Annotated in this window: 12 protein-coding genes; 5 read left to right on the forward strand and 7 right to left on the reverse strand. The window is 56.3% G+C overall.

The window, feature by feature from the left end:
- Nucleotides 1–4 precede the first annotated feature (4 nt).
- From OSC10802_RS0111425 to OSC10802_RS49525, 3 genes are all read right to left on the reverse strand, one after another.
- The gene (locus OSC10802_RS0111425; protein WP_026098381.1) at nt 5–1,180 is read right to left on the reverse strand and encodes an extracellular solute-binding protein; all 1,176 of its coding nucleotides are present in this window, start codon (nt 1,178–1,180) and stop codon (nt 5–7) included.
- Nucleotides 1,181–1,183: 3 nt separating this feature from the next.
- Nucleotides 1,184–1,720 (reverse strand): phycobiliprotein lyase, encoded by a 537-nt coding sequence (locus OSC10802_RS0111430; protein WP_026098382.1) that lies wholly within the window; start codon nt 1,718–1,720, stop codon nt 1,184–1,186.
- A gap of 624 nt (nt 1,721–2,344) precedes the next feature.
- Nucleotides 2,345–2,521, reverse strand: coding sequence for a hypothetical protein (locus tag OSC10802_RS49525; protein WP_155967581.1), 177 nt, complete (start codon nt 2,519–2,521; stop codon nt 2,345–2,347).
- A gap of 98 nt (nt 2,522–2,619) precedes the next feature.
- Between OSC10802_RS49525 and OSC10802_RS0111445 the strand changes: the two genes are divergently transcribed.
- Complete coding sequence (locus tag OSC10802_RS0111445; RefSeq protein WP_232731664.1) at nt 2,620–2,964, forward strand: hypothetical protein; 345 nt, start codon at nt 2,620–2,622, stop codon at nt 2,962–2,964.
- Nucleotides 2,965–3,410: 446 nt separating this feature from the next.
- Here OSC10802_RS0111445 and cobT read toward each other — a convergent pair whose 3' ends face one another.
- The 4 genes from cobT to OSC10802_RS0111470 all read right to left on the reverse strand — a co-directional run bounded on the left by cobT (nt 3,411) and on the right by OSC10802_RS0111470 (nt 7,695).
- Nucleotides 3,411–4,568: a nicotinate mononucleotide-dependent phosphoribosyltransferase CobT gene (gene cobT / locus OSC10802_RS0111455; protein ID WP_017716907.1), complete on the reverse strand. Its 1,158-nt coding sequence runs from the start codon at nt 4,566–4,568 to the stop codon at nt 3,411–3,413.
- A 354-nt stretch (nt 4,569–4,922) separates the two neighbouring features.
- Nucleotides 4,923–5,762: a DUF2232 domain-containing protein gene (locus tag OSC10802_RS0111460; RefSeq protein ID WP_017716908.1), complete on the reverse strand. Its 840-nt coding sequence runs from the start codon at nt 5,760–5,762 to the stop codon at nt 4,923–4,925.
- A 192-nt stretch (nt 5,763–5,954) separates the two neighbouring features.
- Entirely contained in the window at nt 5,955–6,479 is a 525-nt protein-coding gene (locus OSC10802_RS0111465) for a universal stress protein (RefSeq protein WP_017716909.1), read from the reverse strand.
- Between the two features lie 508 nt (nt 6,480–6,987).
- On the reverse strand, nt 6,988–7,695 hold the full coding sequence (locus OSC10802_RS0111470; protein ID WP_017716910.1) for a Crp/Fnr family transcriptional regulator: 708 nt from the start codon (nt 7,693–7,695) through the stop codon (nt 6,988–6,990).
- Between the two features lie 30 nt (nt 7,696–7,725).
- On the opposite strand from OSC10802_RS0111470, the gene OSC10802_RS39735 reads away from it, so the two are divergent.
- The 4 genes from OSC10802_RS39735 (at nt 7,726) to pgsA (ending at nt 15,139) form a co-directional block, all read left to right on the forward strand.
- Nucleotides 7,726–8,046 (forward strand): hypothetical protein, encoded by a 321-nt coding sequence (locus OSC10802_RS39735; protein ID WP_044170077.1) that lies wholly within the window; start codon nt 7,726–7,728, stop codon nt 8,044–8,046.
- Between the two features lie 256 nt (nt 8,047–8,302).
- On the forward strand, nt 8,303–13,126 hold the full coding sequence (locus OSC10802_RS44270) for a hypothetical protein (protein WP_017716912.1): 4,824 nt from the start codon (nt 8,303–8,305) through the stop codon (nt 13,124–13,126).
- 689 nt (nt 13,127–13,815) lie between these two features.
- A complete protein-coding gene (locus OSC10802_RS0111485; protein ID WP_017716913.1) occupies nt 13,816–14,466 on the forward strand; it encodes a sugar transferase in 651 nt (216 codons plus the stop codon).
- Nucleotides 14,467–14,617: 151 nt separating this feature from the next.
- Nucleotides 14,618–15,139 carry a CDP-diacylglycerol--glycerol-3-phosphate 3-phosphatidyltransferase gene (gene pgsA / locus OSC10802_RS0111490; protein ID WP_017716914.1) on the forward strand — a complete coding sequence of 174 codons (522 nt, stop codon included), beginning with the start codon at nt 14,618–14,620 and terminating at the stop codon, nt 15,137–15,139.
- The last annotated feature ends 231 nt before the right edge of the window (nt 15,140–15,370 follow it).

Below are 15,370 nucleotides of genomic sequence, written 5' to 3' on the forward strand. Positions count from 1 at the left end.
TCAATCAACTCAAACGGATTTCCCTCCACAGCGAGCGGTACTGCTCAACCGCCGCATCGGGCAGATTGTGCAGGAATTCACTCTTGTCGAGAATTTTGGCATCGGGTACAAGCAGCTCGTTCTTTTGTAACTGTTTCGGCAACTCAGCTGCAGTTGTGCCGGCAAACACCGGCGAGGCGGCGAAGCTTTGCAAAGACAGCAGTGCCGCAATTTTTTCCTCCCAGCAGAATTCTATCCACTTGTGCGGCAACGCGCCGGTGGAACTCTCACCGGCACGATTGGGCGCGACCCACAAATCCGCCCACAGCGATGTCCCAGACTGCGGCACCGCCACCGCTATTGTCGGTTCCTGCGGCAACACCGGCAGCAAATCGCTCGACCAGCCAACGGCTAGCCAAGTATCTCCCAAAATCAGGGGTTGCAAATAAGCGTCAGAGCTGTATAATTTCACTTGCCGGTGCAAGCTGAGGAGTTCTTTTTTCAGCTCAGGAACTTTATCCAGTTCTGTGGTATTATAAGATTTGCCAAGTTTTTTTAACGTCAGTCCAATGACTTCCCGGGGCTGGTCGGGCAGAGAAATTAGCCTCGCCAGTTCCGGACGCCAGAGATCGTCCCAGTCTTGGGGGGGTTGCAAACCGGCAGACTTGAACTTGTCGCGGCGATACGCAATCATCACAGTGCCCCAGCGGTAGGGTGCCGCCCAGACTTGGCCATTTTTGTCGATTTGACCAGAGTCGTTGCGCCTCACCAGCATCTGCCACCGGCTCGGCAACCTCTCCCACCCTGGCAGCTGTGCCGGTGTCAGGGGCTGAATCAGTTTCTGCTCAATTGCCTTCGCTAGCCAGTAATCCCCCAGAGTCACCAAGTCAGGAATCCCGGTGCTAGCAGCCGCCGTCCAGGGAATCTGGAAGGGCCAGCTGGATTTCGGCAACGCACCGGCCTTGGGCTGCCGGTGCATAGCTTGCAGCTGAGCGAACAAATCTTTCAACTGCGGCTCGGCTTTGAAGTCCAAAGCTGCCGGTTGCCCCAGCTGTTTGCGAAATTTACTCAATACAAGGGAGGGCACTGAACCTTTTAGCAGCCGCACGCTCAGTGCCGGTTGGTTTTGGCCACCACACCCTGCCAGCAGCTGCCCCAGAGCTACGGTGCCGGCTCCCACTAGAAAAGACCGTCGGTACACGTTTTACTTAATGCGTTTTTCCAGATACTGACCGATCATCAGCTGTTCGCCCGCCCGAGACACGATCGTTTGTCGCGTGCGGTAATTGCAGCCAATGTGTTTGATTTCTTCCTCAAACACAGAGCCATTGTACTCTGTCCGCAAGCACAAGGTCTGGGGATTGGACATGTAAAACCGAGCCTGTACCGGGTTTTTGGTGGCAAAACCGCGATCGCGATACATTATATTGCCCATCACCCCAAATAGAGTTGAACCGGCAGACTGCTGGCGATTGGACACTGCACTGGTGCTGTCCCAGCTGACAAGCGCACCGCAGGTGAGGGTTTGCTCTTCAATCTCGTGGAGCTTCACAAGCTGCACGAGTTCCGGACTTCCCGCTTCCAGAAACTGGATGGTGAGCAATGTGACCACTTCCTGGATTTCTCCATCTGGCAGCGTGTAGTAGCGTCGCTCTGAGCGCCAGCGCCCCTCGGAAAGCTGCAGCCACTTTGTAATTTGGAATTCAGCGGCGGACTGGGACAGTTGTATCAGTGATGTCATCTCTGCCATTCTCCGTTGTCAAATGGTTGCTACAGCCTACCAAGGCGTCGCCCGGGTTTGATGTCAACTTTGTTACTTTTCTTAATATATCTGCAGGATCGAGAAATTGCCAAAGCAGCTCCAGCTCAACAGTTGAGGCTGGAGGTGGCTGTTGCGCCTGAACCCTAGCCGGTCGGAGGTGCGCAGCACTGACAGTAGAGGCTGGCAGCAGCAAGCGATTTGCCACCATATGCTGATCTATGCTATACTTTGCTCAAAACTGCCACCCCGACCCGAAAACCAAAGGCGGGTGGTTGCTCTGAAAAGTCCAAAACAGCTATCTAAACCCGATTTCCAAAAGTAGGTGGCTGTGTCTAAATCGCCTGAAAGCCCGAACCCCAAAGGCAAATGGCCTTTAGACTTGATTGAGACAGCTTCTTTCTCAAAGGAAGTCACTCTGTCTGGAGTTTGCAGGTTGTGCTCGCGGGTTCCCTGCGGGCATTGGTTGATACGCCTTGGCTATCGAGCTAGCCTCCTGTGCTTATGTATTTGCTATCAATTGACAGCAATTGATAGCAAAAATGTATCGGAAAAGCTCATTGCAGTGGTGGAATCAGCCATTTCAATCCCGTTGGCGGGATTCACCTAAAAGAGATATCCCCGCCGCCGCTGGAATGGACTGTGCCCGAAACCGACCGCAGCGACTCCCAAAGGAAGCCCCCCGCTGCTAAGAGCCCGCACGCCTGACCGGCCTCGGGCTCCCAGCTTTCCTCCGGGATTGAGGCAGACATCGGAAATGCTCTCAAAGGTTAAATAATCCATAAATTAGTCCGGCTAGCGCCCGCACCTTCCTAAGATGGAGAAGAAAGGAGTTCTGCAAAGAGGGGCTAATGATGGAATCGCTGCAAACGCAAGTAAGCATGTTGAGTCACAAGCTCGATGCGCTGTACCAAATCATTGAGGATCTCAGTAACAAGATAGCCGAAGTCCTGTCCGAACGCAAGTTAGCTACCAGCCAGAACGGTATGTCTCAGGTTGGGTTGAGTGTCGGGCGATATCACCATCCAAACCACAACGGGCTCGATATGCTCCTGGAACATAAAGATGTGCTGGTTGATACAACCCGCTATGAAATGACCGCTCACAGTGCTGAGCAAGAGTTAACGCCAGAAATTCAAATCCAGCGGCTGACCGCACAGCTAACTGCCGCCTACAACCGGATTGCAGCGCTCGAAGAACAGTTACTCTCTCGCAGAATTCACTGAAACAGTGAGCAGCGAGCGGTGTTAAGTGCTGAGTTTTGAATTAAGCAGATGTGCCTAAGAGCGTTTTTATAAAGTAATTGTTAAGCCCGACTGGGGGCCAGAAACCGGAACTCTTGCGGCAGGAGGGCGCTCGTTCTTCCGGCTCCCCCACCATAAGAAACCCGGTTGGCTGTGGCTTCACTTTTTCTTTATAAATGCCCTCTCCATAAACTTCACACAGCGCACCGGCAGATATCTCGGAGAAGCCCGCCCTCATAAGGATTGTTATGCAAAATTGATGCAAGCGGAGGTGAAGGTAGCAGTAGCCACTTAGGGCACGGACGTAGGAATTGCGTTCCCTCCGACCCTATCCCTACTAGCAAGTGAGATGCCTTGTCCATTACTGAGCTGTCTGTTGCTATACTTATTCACTCATCGCTCCGGAGCTACGCCAAAGCGCTGCTCGCTTACGAGCGAGCCGCAACGCTTGCGACTAGCGCTTCAATAGCGTGCAGGAGTGTGGATTGGTTCCAACCCCGGTAGAGACTCGCCGCGATCGCCAGCCCGCCGGCACCCACGCCTTCCTTGACATATCCGCGCTCGTATGCTATAAGCTGCGAGTAGCGAGACTCGGCAAAACTCAGCCCGGTAGCCATGAGGGGCACCGGTCCGAGCTCTTCCGCCAGTCCAGCCGTGTCGCCGGTGGGGTCTTCCGCCACCCAGCGAGTGGTTCCCACCACAATTTCTTCCCGACGCCAGGGCAGGGAATACCGGCAGGCTATAGATTCAATTAACGCATAAACCGCCAGCATTTGCGTGCCGCCGGCGAGCAAAACGCCGCCGGTGCGGCTAGCTGCGATCGCCATCCCCGCCGCTGCCACTTGCATCGGATCTCCCACCGCCGCCACCAGCTGCAGGGGATCGGGGGATTTTGGATTTTGGATTTTGGATTTTGGATTTTCAGCAGCTTCCTCACCGGCATCTCTCACCGCCAAATCGAGCCAACCGGCACGCTGCAAACCCGAACGCACGACATCCCACTTCTGTGCGTGATTGCAGCTCGGGTGACTGCTGTTCACCTTACCGGCTGCCCGCACGCCCAAGCCGGTTAAAATCGCTAGGGCGGTGGTGGTGCCTCCCACCACGCACTCGCTGACGATTAAATATCCGGATGAATTCGCCAGCTTTTCGCCCCAGCTGAGTCCTTGCGCGAGCAGGTGTTTGACTGCTGGCAGTTCCAAGGCGGTGCCGGTGGTGAGACAGCGTGCCGGTGCGCCGCCCAAATTTATTGCCGGTACTGCCGGCGCTTCCGGCAAACCCGCATTGAACAGGTAAACGGGGATATCTAAAGCCTCGACAACGGCGCGGGAAATCAGCACCGGCGATACTCCCGCACACAGGGGGGGTAAAGGATATTGGGGACAAGGTACCGGCCCACTGCAGAGAAACTCGGCGTCCGCAATTGCCGTGCGCCGCCTTGCTTCTGGGGTTGCGCCGGCAGCTGAAATCCCGGGAATTAAACAGGTGTCCGTGAATCCCAAAATGCACGCGAATGCCGGTTTGATTCCCCGATACTTTTGCAGCCACCGCTGCCCAAGTTCGAGCTGGGTGTAGACGCGAATCATATCAATTTCGGTTGAGGGCATGGGGTATCGGGCATGGGGCATCATCGCATGGGGCATCATCGTATGGGGCATGGGGCATCATCGCATGGGGCATCATCGCATTGGGCATTGAGGAAAACAATTAATCCCCTATCCAAAATCCAGCCTCCAAAATTCAACATCCAAAATCCTAAATCGAAAATTTAAAATCTGATCGGTGGGGATTTGGGCCGAGATTAGGAGATTAGGGGATTAGGAGATTTGGGGTTAGGTTTTCGGGGAAAGCCAATCCCCCATCCTAACTCCTAACTCCTAACTCCTAACTCCTAACTCCTAACTTCAAAATCTAAGCTCCCAACTCCTAACTCTTAACTCCTATTCCTCAGTTAGCAGGACTTGCACCCAGGGTGGGGGTGGCGGAATTGGGTTGCCCAGGCGTTCCAGCAGCAGACAAGCAGCCAGATGCACCGCGAACAAATAAATCACATTATTGAGCAACACAACTGCAAGAGCGATCGCCTGAATCATCGCCAATTCTGGCTGAGCGAGCAAACCCAGACGCTCAAAAATCCATTCAGTCAATTCAGTAATTTGAGCAGTCAGGTAAACCCAGAGGTCTTCACCCAGCAAGATTGAGAGCAGCCAAATGCGAAAAAACACCCCGAAAGTGCCCACCAGAGAGCCCATAAAAATAGAGGCGTTCCAGTTGGCACCGCGCCGCCACAGCCCACCCAGGAGCACCCCCAAGAGGCCAAAAGGCATGACAAAGAGGATACTGCGCGTCGGGCCCATGAGCACTGCGAGCAGCAACCCAGAAACCAGCGCCCCCATCCAGGCGGCTCGCGGTCCCCAGCGCAGGTAAACCAGCGCGATGGGAACGGGAAAAAAGATCCGCAGCACCGGCCCGAGGGGAAAATAGTAATTGATCAGCCAAATCAGACTGGCGGTACTGGCCAGAAAAGCTGTTTCCACCACAATCAAAGGGGCAACATCCCTCACGCGCCCGTCGGAAACAGGTGGCGAGCCGGTCGGAGGGGACGCCGCTGCCGGTGGGTTGAGGTCATCGTCCGGTATCCACTCACCGGCATCTGACTGATCTCGGTTGCTGACCGGCTCAGCAGCAGATTGCTCATCTGCCGGTGAGGGAAGCTGGTTTTCAGCTTTACCGGCACTAGCTGTTTCAGGCGAAAAGCCCTCTCCCTGGGGATTGCTCATGCAGATTCTAGGGCAGCCGACATGGGCCCGCCCGGATTAAGACAGCCGCAGACCATTCCGAGCCGGAGCCCGGACGCCAGTGCGACAGACGCCGACATCTACCATTATCTGCGTTTATCTGCGCTCATCTGCGGTTTTTTAATCAATCGCGGCCTAAAATCCAAAAACTGCCATCTAAGAATTCAAAGCCGGCTAAGTCGCGGGACCGGCAGAGATGGGCGAGACTTCCGGCGCGGTCGGGTGCTGAATCACCAGCACAGAACAGGGAGCACCGTGCGTGACATAGTTGCTGACACTGCCGAGCAAAGCTTCTGCCAGTCCCGTGCGCCCCCGGCGTCCCACCACAATCAGATCCGCTCCCCAGCTTTTGGCCAACTGACACAGCAACTCACCGGCTTCGCCAATCTTGCAGTCAAATTCTGCCGGCACGCCCTGACTGGTGGCGGTATGGCAGTAGCGGCCCAGCATTTCCCGCGCCTGCTGTATCTGGGTTTCCACGAGCCGGTGCTGAGTCTGGAAAGTGTAATCGACAGCGGCAGGAGACAGGCCCAGCTCCACCGGCATCGCCACCATTGGCTCGCCGAGGGTTTCGTAAGTCAGGCCGTGAAACAGCATCAGACTGGAACCTTGCGCCAAAGCCATCTCCAGCGAGCGGGTAAAAACCGACTTGCTCAATTCCGAGTCATCTAGGGCAACGAGAATCTTTTTAAAACTCATAGCTTCCGATACATTTTTGCTCACAACCTTTAACAGTTGTCAGCAAATACATAAGCCAAAAGAGTTTCTTTTGGCCAAGGCGTATCAACCCATGCCCGCAGGGAACCCGCGAGCACAACGTCCAAACTCCAGACAGAGTGACTTCCTTTGAGAAAGAAGCTGTCTCAATCAAATCTAAAGGCCATTTGCCTTTGGGGTTCGGGCTTTAAGGCGATTTAGCAGACACAGCCACCTCCCTTTGGTTTTCGGGTTTAGATAGCTGTTTTGGACTTTTCAGAGCAACTACCCGCCTTTGGTTTTCGGGTTGGGGTGGCTGTCTTGAGCAAAGTATAGCATAGATTAGTATATGGTGGCAAATCGCTTGCTGGTGCCAGCCTCCTGCGGGGGGGGTGGAGGGCTTCCCCACCCTAACCTTAGCGCAGTCCGAGGTCAGCGCTGAAGCCGCATAACAATACTTGACAATTGAGAGAGAGGGAATGGCTTCACTTGGAGAGCGAGCCCCCGACCGCTAGACCAGCAGGCGCTCTAGGGCGTGCAAGTCGGGAATGCAAAGAACATCGCGCTCCCGCTGAATCAGCCCTTTTTTCTCCAGCTTGCTTAGCACCCGCGTCACCGTTTCTCGGGCCAGTCCGCTGAGACTGCTCAACTCCCGGTGGGGCAAATTGGGAATTTCAAGACCTTCGGGGGACTGTTTTCCTTGGCCCTCCGCCAGAAACAGTAAAATATCAGCCACTCGCGAAGTGCTGTCTGCTTCCCGCAAGCGCAAGCGGCGGTTGACTTGACGCAGACGCCGGGCCATCAGCTGAGCCAGCCGAATGCCCGCCAGGGGCTCTGTGTGAATCAGCTGGACAAAATCCTGAGCTGGCAAATTGCCAATCACAGTAGGAGCGAGAGTAATCACATCCGTTGAGCGAGGCACCTCATCGAGTGCCGCCATCTCGCCAAACAGCTCTCCCTTGCCCAGAATATTGAGAGTCACTTCCTTCCCATCCAGGTTGTAGGTGCGAATCTTCACCCAGCCGTCCAAAATGAAGTAGACCGAACTGCCCCAGTCATTTTCGAGCAAAATCACCTGATTCGCTGGATGGCTGCGGCTGACAATATGGGCAGTGGCCTTTTCCACAATATCCTCTGGCAGGCCGGCAAAAAAAGGGGTAGAGCGAATCAACTGGTCAACACTGGAGTGGGGCTCGCGGAGGCTAAATCGTTCGTCCATGGGGCCTTCATATCCTAAACGCTCTTGAGGATGGATTCAGTTCTAGAGTGCGGCGGGCGGGATGGGGAAGGGCTGAGCGCGTTTCAACAAGGGCATCCCAGGTGGCCGGCCAACTTCAAAGGCAGCACCCGCACGCTCCTGACAAACCTATCTAGATCCTACAGGAGCCTTGACGCGGGTATGTTTCCAGCCTGCCAGAGCGCAGGGGGGCACCGGCAGCGGGCTGAAAAGCGCCCGAGCACTTTTGGGGTGGGGTGGGCTTCCACCGGCTGGCTGCTGCTAACAGCAACCTGCCTGCAAAGCGCTTTTCACCAGAAAAGCCACCGCAATGATAGCTCAAAGAGTTTGTGATTGCGGATCTGGAATGGCGACCGCTCTCGGCGTGCGCCCAACCCCATTGTGGCAGCTTTTGCCCACAGGCCGGTGCTATCCCACAGGAGAGCGGTTTTCAAATCAATGCTCTATCTGTTCCCCCGCCACGCACGGGGGGGGATGGGGGGTTAAAGGGGGAGCTGTTTGGAGGATAACTGTATAATAAAATCACCCAGCGGCAGAAGACTTTTTTCAAGAGCTCAATCCCGGGAAGGGGATTGAAACAAACAAACCTATGAGCTCCCATCTGGATCAAATTCAAGCACTTATCTCCGACATTGACGGAGCGCTAGCGGCACCAGCGCCCCGCCTGCCTTGGATGGGAGATACTGCCAACTTTCGCCGGCTCCTGACGCGAATTCGCAACTATCTCGTCTGGCTGGAGGGCCAGGTGAGTGCGGACGAGTCTTTTCTGCAACCGAAAACGAATCAAAATCTGCGCGGCGCTGCCATCGAGCAGGGGACGGCTGTCCCCTCCCTGGAAACGCCGGTTTGGGCAGGGCAGCTGCTGCAAGCGGTTGCCTCAGAGATGGCATCTGTGCGCTCTGCCCTGGCGCAGCCACTGCAGGCAGACTTGGCCGCCCTGCATCAGCAGCGGGACGCCCTGTTCAAAGAAATTCGCCAGCTCGAGGCGCAGCGACAGCACCAATACTCTCTGGTTCAGCAACAGGCTTCCCAGCAGCAAATTATTTCGGAATTTTTGCAGGCGTTAATGGGGCGCTTGCAGGAAAGCTTGACGGAGCAAGTGGCCCAGACCTTGGGCCATCTGGAGCAGCAATTTTTATCCGGATATGAATCGCGTCCTTTAGGGCAATCCCAGCTGGAAGGGGCGGGCTACTCAACCTCAACTCCGTCCCTGCAGTTCGCCTCCGCCAGCCGCCAGATGCACCCGCAAGAGCGCTTGGAGCGGATGCGGCTGCTGCAGCAAAAGAGCGACGAGCTGTTACTGACACTCGACTCCACCCTCAAGGTGATGTTTGAAGCGCTGCTGCGGAATATTCACAGCTATGAGAAGTCTTTGGCCCGAGGGCTTGACAAAAGTTTCAATCCTGTTCCCGGAATTCAGCTAGCAGAAATATCCCCGCCGCCGGCACCGGAATTTATTATCCCGGAAACCGACCGCAGCGAGTCCCGAAAAAACCTGCCACCGGCTGCTGCAGGGGAAACGCACGACCCGGAGAGCTCGGTGAAATCCAGCCGCCGCGCCGGTGCGGCTAAGCTCAAACAGCCTATTTCCGGACAGCCGGCCCCACAGAGCAAACGGCAGCAGCAAGCCGCCGCCAACCGCACTCAGGCCACCGGCACGGGGGCTTCCGACCGGCAAACACCGGAAAAACCCAGCACAGAAGCCGCAGCGACAGTCACTCCGCCCCAGCAAGAATCGGCCCCAAAGGTGGCTGGTGTGGGCCAAGCTGACGCGGCGGAGATGGAAACGGCGGAGATCGAAACCCTGCTCAATCTGGACGTGGGGGCAACTGCTGCGCCAGCCCCACCAGAGCTGGCTCCGGATGAGGATCTCAATGCCGTTCTCGATCTGCTCAATGCCGAGCGCAATCCCCCATCCGAGCCAGCTGAGGCCAGCAGCATTCCAGCCCGGTTGAGTGCCGGTGGGGCCTCTGCCGACGTCTCGCCAGATCTCCACGAGCTTTATGCCAGTCTGTTTGCGGCGGAGGACGCCCCCGCCACCACAGCGCCGGCAGGGCAGACTGCCACCGGATCGCCGGAGGTTCTGTTTGAAGAGGTACTGTTTGAGGGATTTGCGGACACGGCGGCAGTTGCCCCACAGGAACCCCAGGAAGAGCAATCTGTGGCGTCTGTCACCCCGTCGCTGGAAGCGTTTTTATTTGATGAGGATTCATACGGTAGCATTCGCACGGGCTCCCTCAGGGTGGCAGATTTATTCCGGGAGACAGCAGCAGAGCCGGAGGAGAGTAGCACAAAAGAGTCAGTTAGTCAAGTGCCAAATGCTCTCAGGGACCGACCTGGGGCAAGCAGTACCGGCAGCGAGGATGACATATCCCTGAGCGAGCTTTTCGGAGAGCCAGAGGCAGGAGAGAGCAGCCAGCACTTGGCCTTCAGCCCTCAGGCGGGCGCGGCGACCGACAAGTATGGGGCAAAGGGCGGGGAGGATCGAAACCAGACTGCTGCCGCTCTCACGTGGGAGACAGACAGCTATATCCCAGCATCGCCGGATGAGGATTTACTGCCAACGGTTGAAGAGGGGGAAGGGAGCCGGCTGCCTGCCTTCTGGATAGATGACAGCACCCTCGAGCAGCTTCGGGAGGATCTTTCCTTTGAGCCCCGCTCCGGGGATTCAGCTGGCAGAACTGTTTCCCCCCCGGTAGCAGAATCGACCGCACAGTCAGCCCCAACCGAGTCGGGCGCAGAGGATTGGCTGGCTGAGCTCTGTGGAGAAAGCTCCCACCTGGCTTCCGCTACGCCAGAGCCAGAACCGCCGCCTTTAGGGGACACGCCCACCATGACACTCGAAGAAGCGTTTGCCAGCTTGACGGAGGCAACGGCACCGCCCTTGCCGGCAGCCATTAGCCCTAGCGATATGGAATTAGCGATGGGCGATAGCGAACAGGCGGCGCGGAAGGGGCAGCGGGCCCCAGGGCCAGCTCAAGGGCCAGCAAGGGGTTTCAACTCTTGGGAAGAGGCGGACTCACAGGATGTTTTGGATTGGGAGGCTGGGGGGGAAAGCCCCGCTCGAGGCCGGGACGTGTCGGCGCTCGACGACCTGTTTGCTAGCTTGACGGGAGAGGAGCCGTCACCCTCTGAGTTTGAGGGGGTGGACTTATTCGAGCCGTCTGGGGGAACGCTGGATGCGGACGCCACCGGAGATATGCGGGCAACGGATCTCGACGATCTGTTTGCCGGCTTTGGTGAGGACACCCCGACGCTGGGTGAGCCGTGGGCGCAGCAGCCCTTTAAACCCCCCGCCCCCGACTCGGGGACAGAGGAAAAAAAAAAGGATTTAGGGGCGGCTGAGCTGCTGGCTTTTCTTGAGCCGGCCACAGCCGCACCGGCTTTGGGGAGGCACGAAGATACTGCCGGCATCCGGCAGAAAGCCTCAAGCGCTGCCGGTGGGAAAACTCCGGGACAGGCATCTGGCCGGTCCGGTGCGCCATCCCTGGTCCCTAGCGAGAGCGAGACCGGCGCTGCCCTCGATCGGGCTCAATCTCAGGGGAAGAGCGGCAGCGGTTCCCCACAAGGGGTGCCCTCTGAGGGCTCACCCTCAGAAAAGGTCTGGTATTTGGGAATTGACTTTGGCAGCACCGGCATTTCGGCAGCGCTGCTGAATCGCCAAACGTTGCAGGTGTATCCTATCTACTGGGTGGAAGGGGAACAGCCAGAGTCAGGGAAGCCGCAAGAGCGCTCGTTTCGCTTGCCCTGTGTGGCTTCTCTGTCAGGGGCTGGCGGTGAGTGGTCAGTGGCAGAGGCTGGGCGGGCCACCGGCACCGGGCCTCAGGAGAAACCAGGGCTGTTGCTGCAGAATTTCAAGCCTTATTTGAAGGTGGCGATTGCCGGCACTTCCGCCGGGGCGGGGGCTGAGGCTGAGTCGGGGCCCAACCCGTGGGAGCCTTGGGTGCAGTGGTCAGACCGGCACCTGATTCCTGTGAGTTGCCTGACAGATGCGGCGCGGGCGCTGCTGGCCACCCTGAAGCCGGGGAGTTCGGTCGCGGGGGGGAGCGGGCGCTTTGAGCGCAAATCCCCTATGAGCGCTGGAGCTGCGGGGCTCGAACCGGCAGCTTTCAGCAATGCGATGGGGAGTTTGGCCGCTGCGATCTTGAGCTGCAACGTCTCTTGGCCAGATAGCTACAGTTTTAATCTGCGAGAAGCGGTGCTGGCGGCCAGGCTGGTGGGGCGTGCGGAGCAAATTGTCTTCGTTGAGGATGCGCTGGCGGCTGTGCTGTCGGTTCTGGGAGGGGCTTCTGGGGAAACTGTCACGGTTTCGGGAAATTCTTCCCAAAAACTCCATCTTTTTAAGGCGGACTGGCTGGGGGTGACTTTGGCGATCAGTGCCGGTGCGGCGGCGACGGAACTTTGTTTAGTGAATTTGCCGGACAACCTGCAAAATTTAAGCCACGAGTCTTTCCGCTGTCACAGTTTTCCGTATGCCGGGGATGCGATGGATTTGGATATTATCTGCCAGCTGCTTTTGGGAGAGAAAGGCAAAAGTCTGGCTCCCTTGAAGGCTCTGCCGGCAGAAGAGTTGCCGCGACCGGGCGAACCCGACTTGCAGAAGCGCTATCGATTGCAGCAGCTATTGCGCAGCTCGTCTCAGGGACAAGCGCTTCTGGAAGCGGCGAAGCATTTGAAGTTAATTTTGCAGCACCAAGAGCGCTTTACTTTGGAACTGGGCAGCCAAAGGTGGGTTTGCACTCGCAGGGATCTGGAAAGCCGGGTGTTTGTGCCGTTCGTGCAGCGTTTGAATCGCGAGCTGAACGCTCTGCTCAGCCACACCGGCGTGCCGGTGCAAGCGATCGACCAAGCCCTGTGTACGGGTGGGACGGCAACACTACCGGCTATCGCCCGCTGGTTGCGGCAAAAACTCCCCAACGCCACGATTATTCAGGACACTTACGCCAGCGATCGCCCGCCGGCTTGCAGTCGTGTGGCCTACGGTCTGGCCACGCTGCCCCTCCACCCCCAAGTGTTCGATGTCAAAAGCCTGCACTACAGCGACTGCTTTCTGCTGCTGGAGCTGCTGCGGTGCTGTCCGGACCGACCGCTGTCTGTGGCGGAGATTGTGCGCTTGCTGGAACTCAGGGGGATTAATACCGGCATTTGTTTCGACCGCATCCTGGCTGTGCTCGAAGGCGATCTCCCCGTCTGGATTCGTCCAGATCCCGCATTGGCTTTGCTGCTGACTCCTGAGTTCCGGGAAAATGCTGACGTTCTAGGACTGCATGCGGCTCCCCTGTTCTACAAACAAGACGATAGCACTTACCGCCCCAATGTCGAGCAGTGCCAGCGGCTGCGCCACTACTTGAGCCAGCTGATGGCGGGCACTTCCCAAAAATTAGACGAACCGCTCACGGTTGATTTGGTTTGAGTCCTCTGTGAGAAAGTTCAGGGGGGGCGCGACACGGATGCGGAACCCCCCCAACCCCCTCCTGTCAAGAGCGCAGCTGCTCCGAAGGAGCCCCTAGGAGGGCGCTACACAATTGCGGGACGCTCATCCCTGTAGGGGCTGGCCCGATGCCCAATGCCCCACGCCCGATGCCCAACCCTCCCCCTGGAGATGGCTCCCGCTGCAGGCGTCGAGGGCCGCGCTCTGTTAAATAATATAAATTCCGTTTGATTACTTTAGATTTTTTAGACGGATTCAAGAATAAAAGCTTATAGCTTATAAGTTTTATACCGCAGACGCCCGTTTGCTTTTGAAAAGCAATTAAGCGGAAATGATCTAAAAAACTTTTTGGCAATTTGGCAACATGGGAGCGTATAGCCTTTGTACCATGAGACTGGTGGTCGTGGGTGGGAGAAGACCAGAGAGTAAGTCCACTGTCCATAGGTGCAGTAACTTTTCTGAGCCGTAGCATCTACTCGTCGGGACAAAAACATGAAAACTTTACAAAACGGCTGGGAATTGCAAAGATTCAATAAATTTCTCTACTTGGGCGCGCTACCTATGGGGGAAATCCCCTAAAATGTTTTACAGAAAAGCCAACTGATCTGTAAGTATTTAGAGCCGTGATTACTACTTCTGACGTACCCAGTTACTTCGCAAGCAAACTTTCTGTGGTTGATGGCAAATTAGAAGCGCTCTCATTTGAGCAACAGGTGCATCCTTCTATCAAGAGCAAAATCAAACGCCTAATTGATGTTTTGGGCGCACTGATAGGGGTGACGATAACTGCTCTTTTGGCGGTTCCCATCGCCATCGCTATTCAGCTGGACGATCCGGGCCCGATTTTCTACAGCCAGATTCGCTGCGGCTATCAGGGGAACTGTTTTCGGATTTGGAAATTCAGGTCGATGGTTGTGGATGCTGAGAAACTGAAGCATCTGGTCCCCAATCAAGCCAATGGGCACATCTTCAAGAATGAAAACGACCCGCGCATCACGCGGGTGGGAAAGTTTTTGCGCCGCACGAGCTTGGATGAGTTCCCGCAATTCTGGAATGTGCTGGTGGGGGATATGAGCTTGGTGGGAACCCGTCCGCCAACATCGGATGAAGTGAAGTTCTATAACAACTACCACTGGCAGCGCTTGAATGTCAAGCCGGGGATAACGGGCGAATGGCAAGCCAACGGGCGCTCGTCTGTGAAAGACTTTGAAGATATCGTTCGTATGGATATGGATTATCAAAGAAAGTGGTCTGTTGTGTACGACCTGAGGCTGATTTTCAAAACAATTGAGGTTATTTTGAATAAAAATGGTGCTTGCTAACCGGAGAGCGCTTTAATGGGGTGCTTGAATGTTTTCGCTGTAAGATTTTGGGTGGCTCAGGCAAGCTCTGCGCCGGCATTCCCGCTCTGGGGAGGTGCCGGTGCGGAGCTTTTCAGGTAAGCTGGTAAGTGTGGTGCGCGGTTTGCGATCGATGACTCTTGCTAGCTGGATTACTGTCTCCCGCCTTTTGGGAGTGCCCTTTTTGCTCTATTTCCTGCACAGCCCGACACCGGCACAGCGGTGGGTGTGTCTGGCCATTTTTATCGTGGCTGCCGGCACGGATTGGCTGGATGGGTATGTGGCTAGGAAGTACAACCAAATCACGGATTTGGGCAAGTTTCTCGACCCGCTGGTGGACAAGTTGCTGGTTCTGGCTCCCCTGCTGGCACTGGTGGAACTGGGACAGCTGCCGGCGTGGGGGGTGTTTTTGATTTTGGGGCGGGAGTTGGGGATTGCCGGCTGGCGGGTTAATCAAATTTCGATTGCCGGTGCGAATATCTGGGGAAAGCTGAAAACTGTCAGTCAAATTGTGGCGGTGTCACTGTTAATCGCACCTCTGGCTGATGTCTGGCGAGTGCCGTCTCTGGTTGCTTTCTGGATTTGTGTGGCTCTGACTTTGATTTCTGGCGCTATTTATCTTTGGCCGACAAATATGGCGGGTAAAGAGGCTTGATGGGGATTAAGCTGTTAGGCTTTTAACCTGCTTTTCCGTTGAAAGTCGGCTGAGCCGACAGATTGCGTTCCCAGCCTCAGGCTGGGAACGAGAGAAATGCCTCGGCATGGGAGCCGGTGCCTGCAGATGCCAGGGATGCCTCTGCAGGGGAAGTCTCCGCACCGGCGCTCCCCCTTTCCTGCGCTATTGAAGAGGGAGCGGCTTCCCGCTTTCTTGGAGCGCCAGGGCGTT

The organism is Kamptonema formosum PCC 10802 (assembly GCF_000332335.1).
Lineage (GTDB): Bacteria > Cyanobacteriota > Cyanobacteriia > Cyanobacteriales > Oscillatoriaceae > Oscillatoria.

Excerpts from the sequence above, each read along its gene's own strand:
- OSC10802_RS0111445 (WP_232731664.1), top strand. The coding sequence starts at position 2,620 with ATGTTGAGTCACAAGCTCGATGCGCTGTACCAAATCATTGAGGATCTC.
- cobT (WP_017716907.1), bottom strand. The coding sequence starts at position 4,568 with ATGATTCGCGTCTACACCCAGCTCGAACTTGGGCAGCGGTGGCTGCAA.
- OSC10802_RS49525 (WP_155967581.1), bottom strand. The coding sequence starts at position 2,521 with ATGGATTATTTAACCTTTGAGAGCATTTCCGATGTCTGCCTCAATCCC.
- OSC10802_RS0111465 (WP_017716909.1), bottom strand. The coding sequence starts at position 6,479 with ATGAGTTTTAAAAAGATTCTCGTTGCCCTAGATGACTCGGAATTGAGC.
- OSC10802_RS0111430 (WP_026098382.1), bottom strand. The coding sequence starts at position 1,720 with ATGACATCACTGATACAACTGTCCCAGTCCGCCGCTGAATTCCAAATT.
- OSC10802_RS44270 (WP_017716912.1), top strand. The coding sequence starts at position 8,303 with ATGAGCTCCCATCTGGATCAAATTCAAGCACTTATCTCCGACATTGAC.
- OSC10802_RS0111470 (WP_017716910.1), bottom strand. The coding sequence starts at position 7,695 with ATGGACGAACGATTTAGCCTCCGCGAGCCCCACTCCAGTGTTGACCAG.
- OSC10802_RS0111460 (WP_017716908.1), bottom strand. The coding sequence starts at position 5,762 with ATGAGCAATCCCCAGGGAGAGGGCTTTTCGCCTGAAACAGCTAGTGCC.
- pgsA (WP_017716914.1), top strand. The coding sequence starts at position 14,618 with ATGACTCTTGCTAGCTGGATTACTGTCTCCCGCCTTTTGGGAGTGCCC.
- OSC10802_RS39735 (WP_044170077.1), top strand. The coding sequence starts at position 7,726 with ATGGATTCAGTTCTAGAGTGCGGCGGGCGGGATGGGGAAGGGCTGAGC.